This is a genomic window from Hymenobacter crusticola (assembly GCF_002154225.1).
Taxonomy (GTDB): domain Bacteria; phylum Bacteroidota; class Bacteroidia; order Cytophagales; family Hymenobacteraceae; genus Hymenobacter; species Hymenobacter crusticola.
Genome location: NZ_MTSE01000005.1, coordinates 88528 through 103171, shown reverse-complemented (window position 1 = coordinate 103171; position 14644 = coordinate 88528). Strand labels below are relative to the sequence as shown.

Annotated in this window: 14 protein-coding genes; 7 read left to right on the top strand and 7 right to left on the bottom strand. The window is 49.9% G+C overall.

Annotated features, from left to right (window positions below; genetic code table 11):
• Positions 1–68 precede the first annotated feature (68 nt).
• The gene (locus BXP70_RS11800) at positions 69–1139 is read right to left on the bottom strand and encodes a zinc-binding metallopeptidase family protein (RefSeq protein ID WP_086594283.1); all 1071 of its coding nucleotides are present in this window, start codon (positions 1137–1139) and stop codon (positions 69–71) included.
• Between the two features lie 574 nt (positions 1140–1713).
• Here BXP70_RS11800 and BXP70_RS11795 point away from each other — a divergent pair.
• From BXP70_RS11795 to BXP70_RS11785, 3 genes are all read left to right on the top strand, one after another.
• Positions 1714–3165, top strand: coding sequence for a circularly permuted type 2 ATP-grasp protein (locus BXP70_RS11795; RefSeq protein ID WP_086594282.1), 1452 nt, complete (start codon positions 1714–1716; stop codon positions 3163–3165).
• Positions 3166–3242: 77 nt separating this feature from the next.
• Complete coding sequence (locus tag BXP70_RS11790; protein WP_086594281.1) at positions 3243–4178, top strand: alpha-E domain-containing protein; 936 nt, start codon at positions 3243–3245, stop codon at positions 4176–4178.
• A gap of 12 nt (positions 4179–4190) precedes the next feature.
• Positions 4191–5159 (top strand): transglutaminase family protein, encoded by a 969-nt coding sequence (locus tag BXP70_RS11785; protein WP_086594280.1) that lies wholly within the window; start codon positions 4191–4193, stop codon positions 5157–5159.
• Positions 5160–5233: 74 nt separating this feature from the next.
• On the opposite strand, the gene hemH is transcribed toward BXP70_RS11785, so the two are convergent.
• Complete coding sequence (gene hemH, locus BXP70_RS11780; protein ID WP_086594279.1) at positions 5234–6280, bottom strand: ferrochelatase; 1047 nt, start codon at positions 6278–6280, stop codon at positions 5234–5236.
• A 173-nt stretch (positions 6281–6453) separates the two neighbouring features.
• Between hemH and era the strand changes: the two genes are divergently transcribed.
• From era to BXP70_RS11765, 3 genes are all read left to right on the top strand, one after another.
• Positions 6454–7374 (top strand): GTPase Era, encoded by a 921-nt coding sequence (gene era / locus BXP70_RS11775; protein WP_245849612.1) that lies wholly within the window; start codon positions 6454–6456, stop codon positions 7372–7374.
• A gap of 136 nt (positions 7375–7510) precedes the next feature.
• Positions 7511–8833, top strand: coding sequence for a ribosome biogenesis GTPase Der (der, locus tag BXP70_RS11770; RefSeq protein WP_179197670.1), 1323 nt, complete (start codon positions 7511–7513; stop codon positions 8831–8833).
• 234 nt (positions 8834–9067) lie between these two features.
• A complete protein-coding gene (locus BXP70_RS11765; RefSeq protein WP_086594277.1) occupies positions 9068–9289 on the top strand; it encodes a hypothetical protein in 222 nt (73 codons plus the stop codon).
• Positions 9290–9456: 167 nt separating this feature from the next.
• On the opposite strand, the gene BXP70_RS11760 is transcribed toward BXP70_RS11765, so the two are convergent.
• The 5 genes from BXP70_RS11760 to BXP70_RS11740 are packed head-to-tail and all read right to left on the bottom strand — an operon-like array spanning position 9457 to position 12640.
• Positions 9457–10023 carry a hypothetical protein gene (locus BXP70_RS11760; protein ID WP_086594276.1) on the bottom strand — a complete coding sequence of 189 codons (567 nt, stop codon included), beginning with the start codon at positions 10021–10023 and terminating at the stop codon, positions 9457–9459.
• Between the two features lie 55 nt (positions 10024–10078).
• Positions 10079–10357, bottom strand: coding sequence for a hypothetical protein (locus BXP70_RS11755; RefSeq protein WP_143436469.1), 279 nt, complete (start codon positions 10355–10357; stop codon positions 10079–10081).
• Positions 10358–10368: 11 nt separating this feature from the next.
• Positions 10369–11169 (bottom strand): N-acetylmuramic acid 6-phosphate etherase, encoded by an 801-nt coding sequence (gene murQ, locus BXP70_RS11750; RefSeq protein WP_245849611.1) that lies wholly within the window; start codon positions 11167–11169, stop codon positions 10369–10371.
• A 43-nt stretch (positions 11170–11212) separates the two neighbouring features.
• Positions 11213–11479: a cytochrome b5 domain-containing protein gene (locus BXP70_RS11745; protein WP_086594274.1), complete on the bottom strand. Its 267-nt coding sequence runs from the start codon at positions 11477–11479 to the stop codon at positions 11213–11215.
• Between the two features lie 12 nt (positions 11480–11491).
• Entirely contained in the window at positions 11492–12640 is a 1149-nt protein-coding gene (locus tag BXP70_RS11740; RefSeq protein WP_086594273.1) for a formimidoylglutamase, read from the bottom strand.
• A 151-nt stretch (positions 12641–12791) separates the two neighbouring features.
• On the opposite strand from BXP70_RS11740, the gene BXP70_RS11735 reads away from it, so the two are divergent.
• Positions 12792–14579, top strand: a complete 1788-nt coding sequence (locus tag BXP70_RS11735; RefSeq protein WP_086594272.1) for an AMP-dependent synthetase/ligase — start codon at positions 12792–12794, stop codon at positions 14577–14579.
• Positions 14580–14644 lie beyond the last annotated feature (65 nt).

Genomic DNA, 14644 nt, shown 5'->3' with positions numbered 1-14644 from the left:
AAAGAGCCGCGCTGAATCAACTCAGCGCGGCTCTTTTGCTTAACCTAGGTTTGCTACCTGTAACGTAACTAGCTTTTCGCCCGGTCGCAAACCCGGTGGATGAACGCCATCTTCTGCATCACTTCTGGGTAAATAATGAACGGATATGGATCGTGCAGGCCCATGCTGCGATTCAAACTGTTCATCGTGAAGGTGAGCGGCAGCCACATGTTCATAATAGTCGTAAAGTCACTGAGCTTGTAAGGATCTTCTGTGAGGTCGGCCTCCAAATGGTCGGCTTCCTTCGCTACTTCCGGATGGATGCTCAGACGGAAAGCCGACGCGGTCTGTAGCGTATCCATGATGTGCAAGTAATGCGCCCAGGTTTCAGCCCAGTCTTCCCAGGGGTGCGAGGTAGCGTAAGCGCTGATATAGTGCTGGTTCCAGTCGGCGGGCGGACCTTGGGCGTAGTGTTTCTTAAGTGCTTCGCCGTAATCTTCCTGCTCATCTCCGAATAGTTGGCGAAATTCCTCTAGGTGCTCCGTGTTATCAATCAGCCGATCCCAATAGTAATGGCCCACCTCGTGGCGGAAATGACCGAGTACCGTTCGGTAAAGCTCATCCATGGCTTTACGAGCCATTTCGCGCTCAATATCATCGGCTTCCGCAATATTGAGGGTAATCAGGCCATTAGCGTGCCCAGTCAGAATTCGTTTGCTCTTGTCTTCGTTTTCGTCGGCGACAAAGTCAAAGGACAAGCCGGTTTCCTGATCAACGGCCTTGCTAAACACGGGCAGCTTCATCTGTAGCAAGCTAAAAACTAGGCGGTGTTTCGCAACTTCAATAGCTTTCCATCGCTCTACATATGATGGCTTGCTCAAATCCGGAATTGTTCGATTGAGCGAACAAGCCACGCAAAAGGGAGAATCATTATCAGCTGGCACCAACCAATTGCATACGTCATGCGCATGATTAGCGCAATATTTATACTGCGTTGATTTTGGCTTGTTATAAATCGTGAATAGTTCTTCTTCCTGCTTGACGAGTGGTAAAAGCTTTAATTCTTGTATTTCAAAACCAAGCGGGTATTTACATTTTTCGCAAACATTATTTTCAAAAAATAAGGTTTGCCCACAGTGGTTGCATTTAAAGAGTTTCATTAAGGCGCAAGGATTACAAGAATTAACAAGAGAAGATTATTGTGACAAGCCCCTATAAAACGAGAATTGCTAGGCTAGGTTATGCTTTCTGCTGATTCAGAGTATAATACGTTGTTTAATGCTCTGACCTGGCTAGGTTGTCTTATTTGAGTGGTTGGCTCGTAATCGGGCTGCTTAGCTGGCTAACCCACCTGTAGTTGAAAGGGTATAGAGGAAGAAAAAAGTATCTTGGCTTCGATAGCCCCTAGCAAATAGGGGTAGTTTTTCATACTTATTCTCTTTTAAGAAGGTGACAGATCTGCTACGTAGCTGATGCTTGTTAGTGATCTGACTTTGCTAGGATTGCTATGTAAGTAGTTATCGATCAGTTATATTAGGTGATATAACGCTTGATGATAACATACCTGTCTACTAGCGTTGCCTAAGAAACAAACTAACTTGTATTTTGAACAGTGTTATTTAATTGATAGCATTACTACTGAGCATCCGTAAATAAAGATGCATAAGCGGCTATTTGCTTGATTTTGTTGAAAAGTACTCGCTCTATTTTATATATAGTAAATGCACCTAGGCCATGAATGAGAATGCGTTGCTACGGTCTTACCAAGAACAGCCAAATGTTTGGGACGAAATGTTCAATTTGGAAGGTATAAGGCCCGAATACAAGAAGTTCGTTGCTGCGATTGAAAATCTTGCGAGTGCAGAAATGACTCGTAAAGATGAGCTGGCCAAAAAGCTTTTCATGAGCCAAGGGATTACCTTTACGGTATACAGCAGCGGTGAGGGTATTGAGAAAATATTTCCATTCGATATTATCCCCCGTATTATTAAGAATGAAGAGTGGAAGCATATTGAGTCAGGTATTAAACAACGCCTGAAAGCGCTTAATATATTTCTGAAGGACATCTATCATCAGCAGTTTATAATAAAAGACGGTATTATACCTGCTTCGTTGATTTATTCCTGTCCGCAGTTTCTGCGAGAGATGGTTAACGTTGATGTACCGTTCGACGTGTATACACATGTTGCCGGTGTCGATTTAATACGTGACCAAGATGGCGATTTTTACGTATTAGAAGATAATTTGCGCACTCCCTCCGGAGTTTCGTACATGTTGGAAAATAGGAGCATAACATATCGAATTTTTCCAGATTTGTTGCCCAAAAATAATGTACAACCGGTAAAAGATTACCCAGATATTCTCTTCAGAAATCTGCGGGCGCTTGCGGATGGGCGCAGCAGCGATCCAACGGTGGTGCTGTTGTCACCAGGTATTTATAATTCTGCTTACTTCGAGCACACTACGCTCGCTAGGTTAATGGGTATACGCCTCGTGGAAGGACGCGACCTGATTGTACATAATAATTTTGTGTACATGAAAACAACCAAAGGCCTAAAGCAAGTAGACGTAATTTATAGAAGAGTTGATGATGAATTTTTAGATCCGCTCGTGTTCAGACCGGATAGCGCGTTGGGGGTGCCCGGCATATATTCGGCGTACCGCAAAGGCAACGTAGCTATTGTCAACGCCATGGGCAACGGCGTCGCCGACGACAAAGCAGTATATGCTTATGTGCCGGACATGATTCGTTATTATTTAAACGAAGAGCCGATATTAAAAAATGTTCCAACGTACCAAATGGCTGATGCTGATAAAAGGAAGCTAGTATTTGATAATATGGACAAAATGGTAATTAAGCGCACCAACGAATCGGGCGGCTACGGCATGCTGATTGGGAGTAGCGCCACGGAGGAGCAAATGGAGTCGTTTAAGAAAGCCATTACAGAAGATCCGCGTAGCTTCATTGCCCAGCCTATTATTAGCTTGTCTTCTACGCCCTGTTACATCAATGGCGTACTGCAGCCACGTCGCGTCGATCTGCGCCCCTTTGCTCTGTGTGGGCCTTCTGGCATCGATATCGTGCCGGGTGGCCTTACCCGTGTAGCTCTCAAAGAGGGCTCCTTGGTCGTGAACTCTTCGCAAGGAGGAGGGAGCAAAGATACATGGGTGCTAGGTGCCGACTAAGAAATAGGTAGTAGTGGAGCTAGGTCACTTAGCATGTGCGCCTAGCTCTAGAGAAGTAAACTCGTAATAAAATAAAAATGCTGAGTCGCGTTGCAGATACCATTTATTGGCTGGCCCGCTACATGGAAAGAACACAGTCCATGTTGCAGGTAATTCGTACTAATTACATCGCGTCTCAGGATGAAATTCGGTATTTCAGCTGGCGCCCATTGCTATATGCTTATGGTGAACTTACTTCCACTGAAGTAAACGAAATTGAACGAGACACACCTAGGGTACTTGAGCACTTAGTGCTGGATAAGTTGAATAGTGCCTCAGCGTACAGTAATATTATGCAAGGCCGGGAAAATGCGCGTGCTGTGCAAGATCATATTACGAAAGAAGTGTGGCAATGCTTGAACGACTATTACCATTACGTTCGCGATAATGAAGTTGCGCAGCAAGTAAAGTTAGGTGACCCCGTTTCTGGTATCGACTTTCTAATGAGGAATAGCCTATTGTTTACGGGAACTGTAAAAAATACGATGCCGCGTGATGAAAGCTATGCTTACATTAATATTGGCAAGTTCTTGGAGCGGGCTATTCAAACGGCGGATATTATCCGTATAAAATGGTCAGGCGTGTCGTATGATATTCAACAAAGTATTGAAACGCCCGAGCTTCGTTATTTATTGTATTCGTTATTTGGTTACGAATTGTTTGTGAAAACATATAAAGGAAACTTTAGCCCCAACAACGTTTTGCAAATGATTTTATACAATACTTATTTTCCACATTCTCTGCTGTATAGTTTAAACCAAATAAGCAGGTATTTTGAACGGTTGAAAGAAGCTAGCTTGCCGGAGAGCTACGAGCAACTAGAGTTTCTGATTGGTAAAGTAAAGAACGAAGTGAAATACAGTCATTTTACGGCCGATGACCCGGAGCAGCTGAATAACTTCTTATTGCAGATGCGAGATGAGCTGTACGGTGTAGCAACTGCTTTTAGTAAATATTACTTTGGAAACAGCTAATAGTAGCGTGCCATGCCTTCCTACAACATCAAACATATAACGCGGTATTCGTACGCGTCGCCGGTAATAGATTGTACAAACCAGATCATGGTGTATCCGCTTGAGGATATCCATCTGGAAGTGAAAAGACATGAAATAAATGTTTCGCACCATCCAATAATTGAAACGTATACCGATTACTTTGGGAATACGATTGGTGTGTTCACCGTTATACAACCCCATACGGAGCTAGTTATTGAGTCAGTTGCTGATATTGTGACGCAACCAATTCAGTTTCCGATGGATGAACAGTCAGCAGAAGAGCAATGGCAGCAGTTGACTGCGGTGAAAGATGACGTGGAGTATATGGATTTTCTGACGCAAGAAAGAAATACATCTTATGATACGATAAAAAATACGCTCAGCGCTCTGATTAATTATTCGGACAAGCCACTGAAAAATGCGCTGGTGTTGTCAGAATACGTGTTCGATAATTTCGCCTATAAAACCGGCGTAACGAATATTGAAACTCCGGTCGAAGAAATTTGGGAGTTAAAAGCTGGTGTTTGCCAGGATTTTGCGCATCTGCTTTTGTTTATGCTGCGCACGTTTGGGTTTCCGGCTCGCTATGTAAGTGGGTACATCTGTCCCAAAACAGAAGGCGTGCGGGGCGAGGGTGCTACGCACGCGTGGGTGGAGGTGTACATTCCTTTCTACGGCTGGCTAGGGCTCGATCCTACAAACAACTGCATCGTCAACGACGGCCATGTGCGCATTGCCGTCGGCCGTAATTTCTCCGATTGTACTCCTGTGAAAGGCACCTACAAAGGTACTGGTGCGCACAAGCTGGAGGTGTCGGTGCACATCGAGAACGGCACACCGAGGAACCTAGAAAAAGTGCCGACCCAGCCCACGTATACCTTCGAGGTGAAGGATCCGGAAGTGCCAGTCAACTCATATCGACGCTTCCTGGAAATGCAACAACAGCAGCAACAGCAATAAAGCTAGGTAGCAGCAAAGCAAAAGCCCCGGTACCTAAGGTTACCGGGGCTTTTGCTTTGCTGAACGTAAGGAAGTTAGTTCTGCTGGATCATATTTACCACGCCTTCCACCCACTGGGGATGCGAGTTGAGGGAGGGGACTAGCTGCCAGTGTTCACCGCCAGCTTCCTCAAACATTTCCTTGAATTCCATGCCTACTTCCACCGTCGTTTCGAGGCAGTCGGCGACGAAAGCAGGGGAGAAGGCTAGCACCTTTTTGTAGCCTTTCGCGGGGAAGCCCTTCAGCACTTCGTCGGCGTAGGGCTGTAGCCACGGGTCGCGCAGGCGGCTTTGCAGGCGGCTTTGGAAGGCTACCGTATACTGGTCGTCGCGCAGACCTAGGCCCTGAGCCAGCTGCCGCGACGTTTCGAAGCACTGAGCGCGGTAGCAGTAGCGGTTGTTTTTGTTATAGGTGTTGCAGCATTTACCTAGCTGGCAATAGCCTTTGAAGCTGCCTTTCAGCACGTGGCGCTCAGGAATGCCGTGGTAGCTGAACAGCACGTGGTCGTAGTCGTGCTTAGCCATTTCGGCTTTACCAAGCGTAACAAAAGTGCCGATGAAGCCTGGGTCGTCGGTGAAGGTGCTGATAAAGCTGATGGTAGGCACTATCCACCACTTACCCACAATCTCCATTACTTTTTCCTGCACTGAGCCCGTGCTGGCCGCGGCGTACTGCGGAAACAGCGGCAGCACAATGATGCGGTCGACGGCCGCGTCACGCAGTTCTTCGAGGGCTTTTTCGATGCTCGGGTTTTGGTAGCGCATACCGAAGGCCACCACGTACTCAGGACCTAGCTTTTCTTGGACCAAACGCTGCAAGTCGAGGCCGTGGTAGAGCAGAGGGGAGCCACGGTCAGCGTCCCAGAGCTGCTGATAGATTTTGGCCGATTTAGGAGCCCGCAAGGGCACGACGATGCCCTTGAACAGCGGGTAACGCACGGCGGCAGGCATATCGATTACGCGCGCGTCGGTGAGAAACTCATTGAGGTAGCGGCGCACGTCGGGCGTTTGGGGCGAGTCGGGTGTACCTAGGTTCACCAGTAGCACGCCCACGCGGCGCTTAGCAGAAGTGGGTGTTGACATAAGAAGAGACGAGCTATCCGTCAGTAGACAAAGGTATGGCCTCCTGGGTTTGCGAAGAAGGCCGTATTTTTAGTTATAGTTCTATCGACTCCGTTTATAGAACGACGGGAGTTCTCTGGATAAGCAATTGATTTTCACCTACCGCATGCTAGCGTCGCTGCAAAGTCGTACCTTTGCAGGCTAATTTTGAAAACACCGTGAACCCCGAACCTAATCCGCACCGCGCTGGCTTTGTGAGCATTATCGGCAAGCCCAATGTGGGCAAGTCGACGCTAATGAACGCGCTAGTGGGCGAGCGGCTCAGCATCGTCACCAGCAAAGCCCAAACCACGCGTCACCGTATCCTAGGTATCTTGAACGGCGACGATTTTCAGCTTGTGTACTCCGATACACCCGGCATCATTCAGCCCAAATACGAACTGCACAACGCCATGATGAGCTTCGTGTACTCGTCCTTGGAAGATGCTGACGTGATTCTGTTTGTGACGGATATCTATGAGAAGCACGACGAGGAGCCGATCGTGGAGCGCCTGCGCAAAACGGACGTGCCGATTATCTTGCTAGTCAATAAAATAGACCAGGCTGAGCAGGCCGAAGTGGAGGAGAAGCTAGCTTACTGGAAGCTGCACCTACCCAATGCCACCGAAGTGCTGCCGATTTCGGCGCTCGAAAAGTTTAACACCGAGCAGGTGTTGCAAATGGTGCTAGAGCGCTTGCCTATACATCCGCCGTACTATCCAAAAGATGAACTAACCGATAAGCCGGAGCGTTTCTTCGCCGCCGAGATGATTCGGGAAAAGATCTTTAAGTTATACAAGAAGGAAGTTCCGTACAGCTGTGAGGTGGCCATCGACGAGTTTAAGGAAGAAGAAACCATCATCCGGATGCGTTCTACCATCTACGTAGAGCGCAGCAGCCAGAAAGGAATCATCATTGGCCAAAAAGGTGAGGCACTGAAAAAAGTAGGCACTTGGGCGCGTGAGGAAATGGAGAAGTTCTTCTTGAAGAAAGTTTTCCTCGAAATCCACGTCAAAGTCAACGAAAACTGGCGCACCGACCCTAAAGCACTAAATCGCTTCGGGTATAGTAATTAGTAGCGTGGGCGTTATAGTCCGCACCTGAATAACTAGTACACGCGGATTCCAAAGTCCGCACTACCTCCGACCTCACTTCACTTAACTACTCCGGGCACTGCCGAACCTGGTCGGGCCGGCGGCTGGAGTCGACATCATGAGCAATACTATTGCTATTGTGGGACGCCCCAATGTGGGCAAATCCACCCTTTTTAACCGCTTGGTGGGCCAGCGTAAGGCCATCATGGACAACCAGAGCGGCGTGACCCGCGACCGGCACTACGGCTACGGCGAGTGGATCGGTAAGTACTACACCGTCATCGACACGGGTGGGTACGTACACAACTCCGAAGACATCTTCGAAGGTGAAATCAACAAGCAAGTAAAGCTAGCTATTGAGGAGGCCGACGTAGTCCTGTTCATGGTCGACGTGGATGCGGGCATGCACCCGCTCGATGAAGAATTTGCTAACGTGCTGCGCCGTTACGAAGGCCAGAAGCCGATTTACTTAGTAGCTAACAAGGCCGATACCAACGCCCGTGCTCATGCTGCTGGCGAGTTCTACGCCCTCGGCCTGGGTATCGGTGACATCTTCTCGATCAGCAGCCAAAGCGGCTCTGGGACCGGCGACTTGCTGGATGCCGTAGTAAGCCACTTTGAGGAAGAAGGTGTTGAAGAACCCGACGCTGGCGTGCCCAAGATTGCCGTCGTAGGTCGCCCAAACGCGGGTAAGTCGTCGTTTGTGAACCTGCTCCTCGGTACCGACCGCAGCATTGTGACGGATATTGCCGGTACCACCCGCGACTCCATTCAGGCGCGTTACAACGCGTTTGGCAACGAGTTTATTCTGGTGGATACGGCCGGCTTGCGCCGCAAAAGCAAAGTCAACGAGGACATCGAATTTTACTCGGTGTTGCGCGCCATCCGTGCTATGGAGGAATCCGACGTGTGCGTGGTAATGCTGGATGCTACCCGCGGCATTGAGGCCCAAGATGTGAACATCATCAGCCTCGCCGATAAGAACCGCAAGGGCATCGTGATTCTGGTGAACAAGTGGGACCTCATCGAGGACAAGCAAACCAACACGGCTAAGGAGTTTGAAGAGAAAATTCGGGAGAAGATTGCGCCTATCAGCTATCCACCCATCGTCTTCATTTCGGTGCTGAACAAACAGCGGGTGCACAAGGCCATCGAAACGGCTATCGAGGTGTACAACAACAAGATGAAGAAGGTGCCTACTTCGCAGCTGAACGAGGTAATGCTCCAGGAAATCGAGAAGTATCCGCCGCCTGCCACCAAAGGCAAGCTGGTGCGCATCAAATACGCTACACAGCTCCCAACGCACAATCCGGTGTTTGCCTTCTTCTGCAACTTGCCCCAGTACGTGAAGGAAAGCTACACGCGTTACTTGGAGAACCGCTTACGTGAGAATTTTGACTTCACGGGCGTGCCAATTGGCATTATCTTCCGCAAAAAGTAAAGCCTGAGCGTAAGCTCTTTACAGTAAAAATGACTGACTCCACCAAGGACAACCCTAGGTCGAGAGCCAGTCATTTTTATGTGAAAGGAAAAAAATCTTAAAAAATTTTCGGCGCGTCGGGGTTACCTTCTTCCAATGCGGGTATAAAGCCACAGATTCCGTTGTTTGCTAGTTCTCCTCTGGCGGTCGGAATCACGAAAACTAGAAACCCAACTCTCTCAAAACTCTTACAACATGAAAAAGGTATTGTTCCTCGCTCTGGCTGCTGCTTCGTTCTCTTTCGCTTCTTGCGACAGCAAAAAAGAAGACACCACCGAGCAAGCTGCTGACAACGTAGAAGCATCTGGCGAAGCTAAGGCTGACGCTATGGAAGAGAAAGCTGACGCCGTACGTGACTCAGCTGATGCCACTGCCGACAAAATGGAAGACACTGCTGACTCGACCGACGCTAAGTAGTCGTAGTCGCACTAAGTGCAACAAAAGGGCTGCTCCGAATAGGAGCAGCCCTTTTACTTTTCTGTGCCACTCTAAGTAGCGCTAGGAGTTGCACCTGCCAGGGCAACGAAGTAAGCGAGGTGCTTTCTGTGCCGGCTGGAAATTCTTGAATACAAGAGGTAATGCAGTTAACCTAGTCGGCGCTGAATCAACTTGTCTACCACATCGAACAGCTTGCGTGGGGCGTACGTACGCCAAGGCAATTCATCAAGCTGACCACCAAAATTGACGTAGTTATCAATGTTATACTGGTGCATCTCGCGGATGACGTGTTCCTGAAAGTTGATACCTGCAATCCAACCATCTTCTACGTCTTCAAACCACTCTTCGTAGTAGCTATCGTCGGAGCCGTGAAAGTTGAATACGTTTTCGCCAATCAGGATAAACTTGCGAATGCCCTCGTGCGTCATCAGGTCGATGATGTTGCGCTTGAGCTGCATGATGTCGTTTTCAATGGCGTCGTTCCACTCGCCAATAAATTCGATAACGCCAATACCTAGGTCGTAGTCAACAAAGAGAATTTTCAGGAATAGCGTGTCCGACTCCAAACTATCCCACTGCGGGTGAATGTAGTAGCCGTAGATGGTATTGGTGAAGGTGTCAAGGCTGTTTTCCGTTTCGAAGAGGGGCGAGCGAGGATCTTCTGAGGCAGAATACTGCTCAATCCAGTTATAGTGCGGCTCGATGGTATGCACAAGGGAAGCGGTTGGTTGTACTGATAAAAACGCGCGGCTCTGCGTTCTGTTCCACCTAGCCAAAGAAAAATAAACGCACAGCCACTGGTAACAACAGCAGACCTGGTAAACTCAGTAGGATGGTGGCAGCGGCTAGAAACCAACGTTTGCTCTTACACGCCAAGATCGTCGCCAATGCTAGCAAAAGGCTAATCGGAATGATATAGATGGCCCCACCTAGCATCGTGAATAAGCCTTCGCCTTGCACAAGAGCCAACCAGTAGAAGCCTAACTGAAGAAAAACCAAGCCCCAAGCGACGAGGCCGAAGCTAGGATGCTGGCTCCATGTCTGCATTTTAATGAGGTCTACTGTCTCGCATCGAGAGCCGCCCGCACCGAGCCATGTTGCTTGAGCAAAGCCGCCGCTTCAGGTTGCTCGATACCTAGCTCCTCCATCAGCATCCGCTCGCCGCGGTCGACGAGCTTGTGGTTGGAGAGCTGCATGTCTACCATTTTGTTGCCTTTCACCCGGCCTAGCCGAATCATGGTAGCGGTGGTAAGCATGTTGAGCACCAGCTTCTGCGCGGTACCAGCTTTCATGCGCGTGCTGCCGGTTAGGAACTCTGGTCCGGTTACGACCTCCACTGGAAACTCCGCGGCCGCTGCCACCGCCGACCCCGCATTGCACACAATACAACCTGTAGCAATACCTTGCTGCCGAGCTTGTTGTAATCCACCTATCACGTAAGGCGTGCGCCCCGACGCAGCAATACCGACGAGCATATCTTTCTCAGTGATGTCGTAGGCCTGCAAATCGCGCCAGGCCTGCTCGGTATCATCTTCGGCGTTTTCGACGGCTTTGCGAATGGCCGTATCGCCCCCAGCAATGATGCCGATAACCAAGCCCTGGGGCACGCCAAATGTAGGCGGGCACTCCGAGGCATCCAGAATACCTAGCCTCCCACTTGTGCCTGCCCCGATGTAAAAAAGTCGCCCGCCTTCGCGCAGCCGGGCGACTGTGGTTTCTACCAACGCCTCAATCTGGGGCAATGCTTTGGCCACAGCCAGCGGCACAGTCTGGTCGACGCTGTTGATGCCGGTAAGCAACTCGTGCGTGGAAAGCGTTTCGAGGTTCTGGAAGAGGGACGGACTTTCGGTAGTACTCACGAGCAGTAAAATGGTAAAATGATGAGCTAAGATAAGCGGGAGCCTAGCTGCTAGCTGGCACAGCATCTTTCAGCCGACCAATAACTGGAAAATTATCAAATACGTGTTCCGTATGCGGTGCATCTTGCCGCAATTCTTTCGTAAGATCCTGCCCTGCCCAATGTTCGTAGTGGTTGCCGCGGCGCCAAAGGCGGGAGCGGCTCACGTCGTAAATCAACCCTAGGTACGCCACCCAGATTTCGTCCCGGTCTTGGCCATTGCGCAAGGCAAGCTGCGCTTTCGTGTACTCGGGTAACGCTTCGGATTTCATCTACGGTAGCAGTTATCCTAACAACGCTTGGGTGAGGTACCAGCGACTGGGTAAAATGCCTTGCACGGCTTCTTGGTATTCTTCGTAGGTGCAAGGTACCAAGCGCTTAAGGGTACTATTAGCCATGCTTTCTACTTCTACCCACCACTTCTCCCCGTAGTTGGCTTTGTAGAATACAACCGTTTCGGGAGTGTCGGAGAGGCTAACTAGGTAACGTGTGAAATGGGGACTCTGAAAGTCTTTGTCTTTGCTCCGGTGATAAAATCCTTCGATGAAGTACCAGAGCATCGTGGCTAGCGTCATGGCGGCTAGGCCGTGGTCGTCGTGGTCGGGGCGGTAGCCGTAGAGGCCGAAGCTGCTGAGCTGGTCGCTGTGGCCGGCATACCAAGCAAGCTGCGCGGCTTCTTCGCCTGTTAGGCCGAACGGGTTGGCGGGCTGGTAAGCTGGCGCGCTGAGCCACCGCAACGCCGCTACGTCAAAGCTCACAAAATCGGCTTGGCGCAACAGCAGCTCGGCTTGGCGCACATCCGCGTGAATCTCTCCTAGGCGCAGCTTTTCGAAATGCAGTTTTTCTAGCGCCACCAATACATCCGGGGCAACTAAGTACTGCTGATAAGCTAGCTGCACGAAATTAAACAGGAAGTTGGGCTCGTACATGAGCATGCGCCGCAAGTGGGCTTCTTCCTGCGGGGCAGATGCGTGCTCGGCCATGTCAACCCGCGAGTCGACGGCAGCAAAGCTGATGGGGCGTTCCAGGGTTTCGTAAGCCAGAAACTGCCCATAGTCGAGGTCAGGGCTGCCACCCAACAACAATGGTATAGTATTATGCTCCAAAAGCATCGCCACAATCTCGCGCAGCCGCAGATACGTGTCTTCGAGCGTGAGGCCGGGACGCAGGTTACCTAGGTCTACTAGGCGGATTGAGCTAGTGCCTTTTTGGAGTTGATAAAAACGACGGCGCACCTCATCGGCGCCTTGTATTACCGGGGTACCGAGTGCGCTGCCACGCCATTCATCTAAGCCAATGATAGCTAGGTCCGCATTGCGCCAGTCCGGAAAGTTATCTACGAACGGCGAGGCGCAAATAGCGAGCGTAGAAAGGGTAGAACCAGACGCGATGAGTTCCTCGCGAAGCGGATCAAAAAAAAGGGCCAGGTTCATGGAAGGAAAAAACAGGTAAGCAAAACTACACAAAACCCTGCAGCGCTGTCGTTGCTTTGGTATTCTTCCGCTGACCGATCGGGGACTAAATACGCTTTTCCAGTAAAAAACCATTACTTTAAACAGTAATTCCCACCCTTGTGCCTTTTGTATGGAAGTGCGCCGCACATTTGATATCCTGCCCAATCAGCTCACCAATTTCCCCAAGTCTGATTGCCTTACTGCTAAAATAGACGGCAATTGGCAGACAATGAGTACCCAACAGGTTCAAGACTCCGCAAATCAGGTAAGCCTAGGTTTGCTAAAGCTAGGAGTACAAAAAGATGATAAAGTGGCCATCATCTCTATGAATCGGCCCGAATGGATGCTGGCCGACTTCGGTATTGCCCAAATCGGGGCCGTGAGCGTGCCGATGTACCCAAGTATTACCGTAGAAGATTATAAGTACATCTTCCGAGATGCTGGTGTAAAAGCCGTGTTTGTGGCCGACCAAAAGCTGTACGACAAGGTACAGGAAGCCACCGCTGAACTGCCCGAAGTAGAGCACATTTTCACCTTTGACAAACTGCCCAATGCCCGTCACTTCAGCGAACTATTGGAGCTAGGTAAGCAGGACAACGCGCAAGCTCTGGAGCCGTTACGCGCTGCCGTGCAGCCCAGCGATCTGCTTACGCTCATCTATACGAGCGGGACCACGGGTAGCCCGAAAGGGGTGATGCTCACCCATAATAATATTCTGAGCAACTGCCGTAGCGCCCAACCGTACGTGCCCGTTACGGAGGCCGATAAAGCCTTGAGCTTTCTCCCGCTTTGCCACATTTTCGAGCGCATGGTGACGTATATCTACATGATCAATGGCGTAAGTATTTATTACGCCGAGACCATGGAAAGTATTGCCGAGAATCTGCGCGAGGTAAAGCCACAGATATTCACGACCGTGCCGCGCTTGCTGGAAAAAGTGTACGACAAGATTGTAGCAAAAGGCCACGAGCTGGAAGGAGCGAAGAAAAGCTTGTTTTTCTGGGCTCTAAACCTAGGCTTGAAATACGATACGCAGCAAAGCCAAGGGTTTTTCTACAACACGCAGCTAGCTCTAGCCAACAAGCTCATTTTCAATAAGTGGCGTGAAGCGCTAGGTGGTGAGTTGCGGTGTATCGTATCGGGTGGCGGAGCCCTGCAGCCGCGGCTGGCGCGGGTGTTCTGGGCGGCTGGCATTCGGGTGATGGAAGGTTACGGCCTCACCGAAACTTCCCCGGTTATTGCCGTGGGTGGCTACGAGCCCGAAAACAACATGATCGGCACCGTTGGCCCATTGATCGATAATGTAGAAGCGAAGATTGCGCCCGACGGCGAAATTCTGACTCGCTCGGCTTCCGTGATGAAAGGTTACTACAACCGCCCCGATCTTACCGCCGAAGCCATCGATGCCGACGGCTGGTTCCACACCGGCGACATCGGGGAATTTGTAAACGGCCGTTTTTTGAAAATCACGGACCGCAAAAAGGAAATGTTCAAAACCTCGGGCGGAAAATACATTGCCCCGCAGGTTATTGAAGGAAAGCTCAAAGAGTCGCCGTTGGTAGAGCAAGTAATGGTTGTTGGCGCCGACGAGAAATTCCCTGCCGCACTCGTTATACCATCCTTTGATGACTTGCGCGGCTGGTGCAAGCGTAACAACGTGGAGTGCAGCGGCTCGCCGGAAGAGTTAGTGAAGAACGAACGGGTCGTGAAGCTCTACGATGATTTGGTGAAGAAGTACAACCAGGACTTTGCGCACTGGGAGCAGGTGAAAAAGATTGTACTGCTGCCCCGCCTCTGGACGGTGGAAAGCGGCGAAATGACGCCTACTATGAAGGTGAAGCGCAAAGTGATTACCGAGAACAACAAGGAACTGATCAACCGATTGTACCACCACAACGAAGTGCGCGAGCAGCATTAGTAAGCTAAACAGTTAGTCGAATTACAAAATAGGCCAGGAGCTAGCTTCTGGCTTATTTTTGTTTA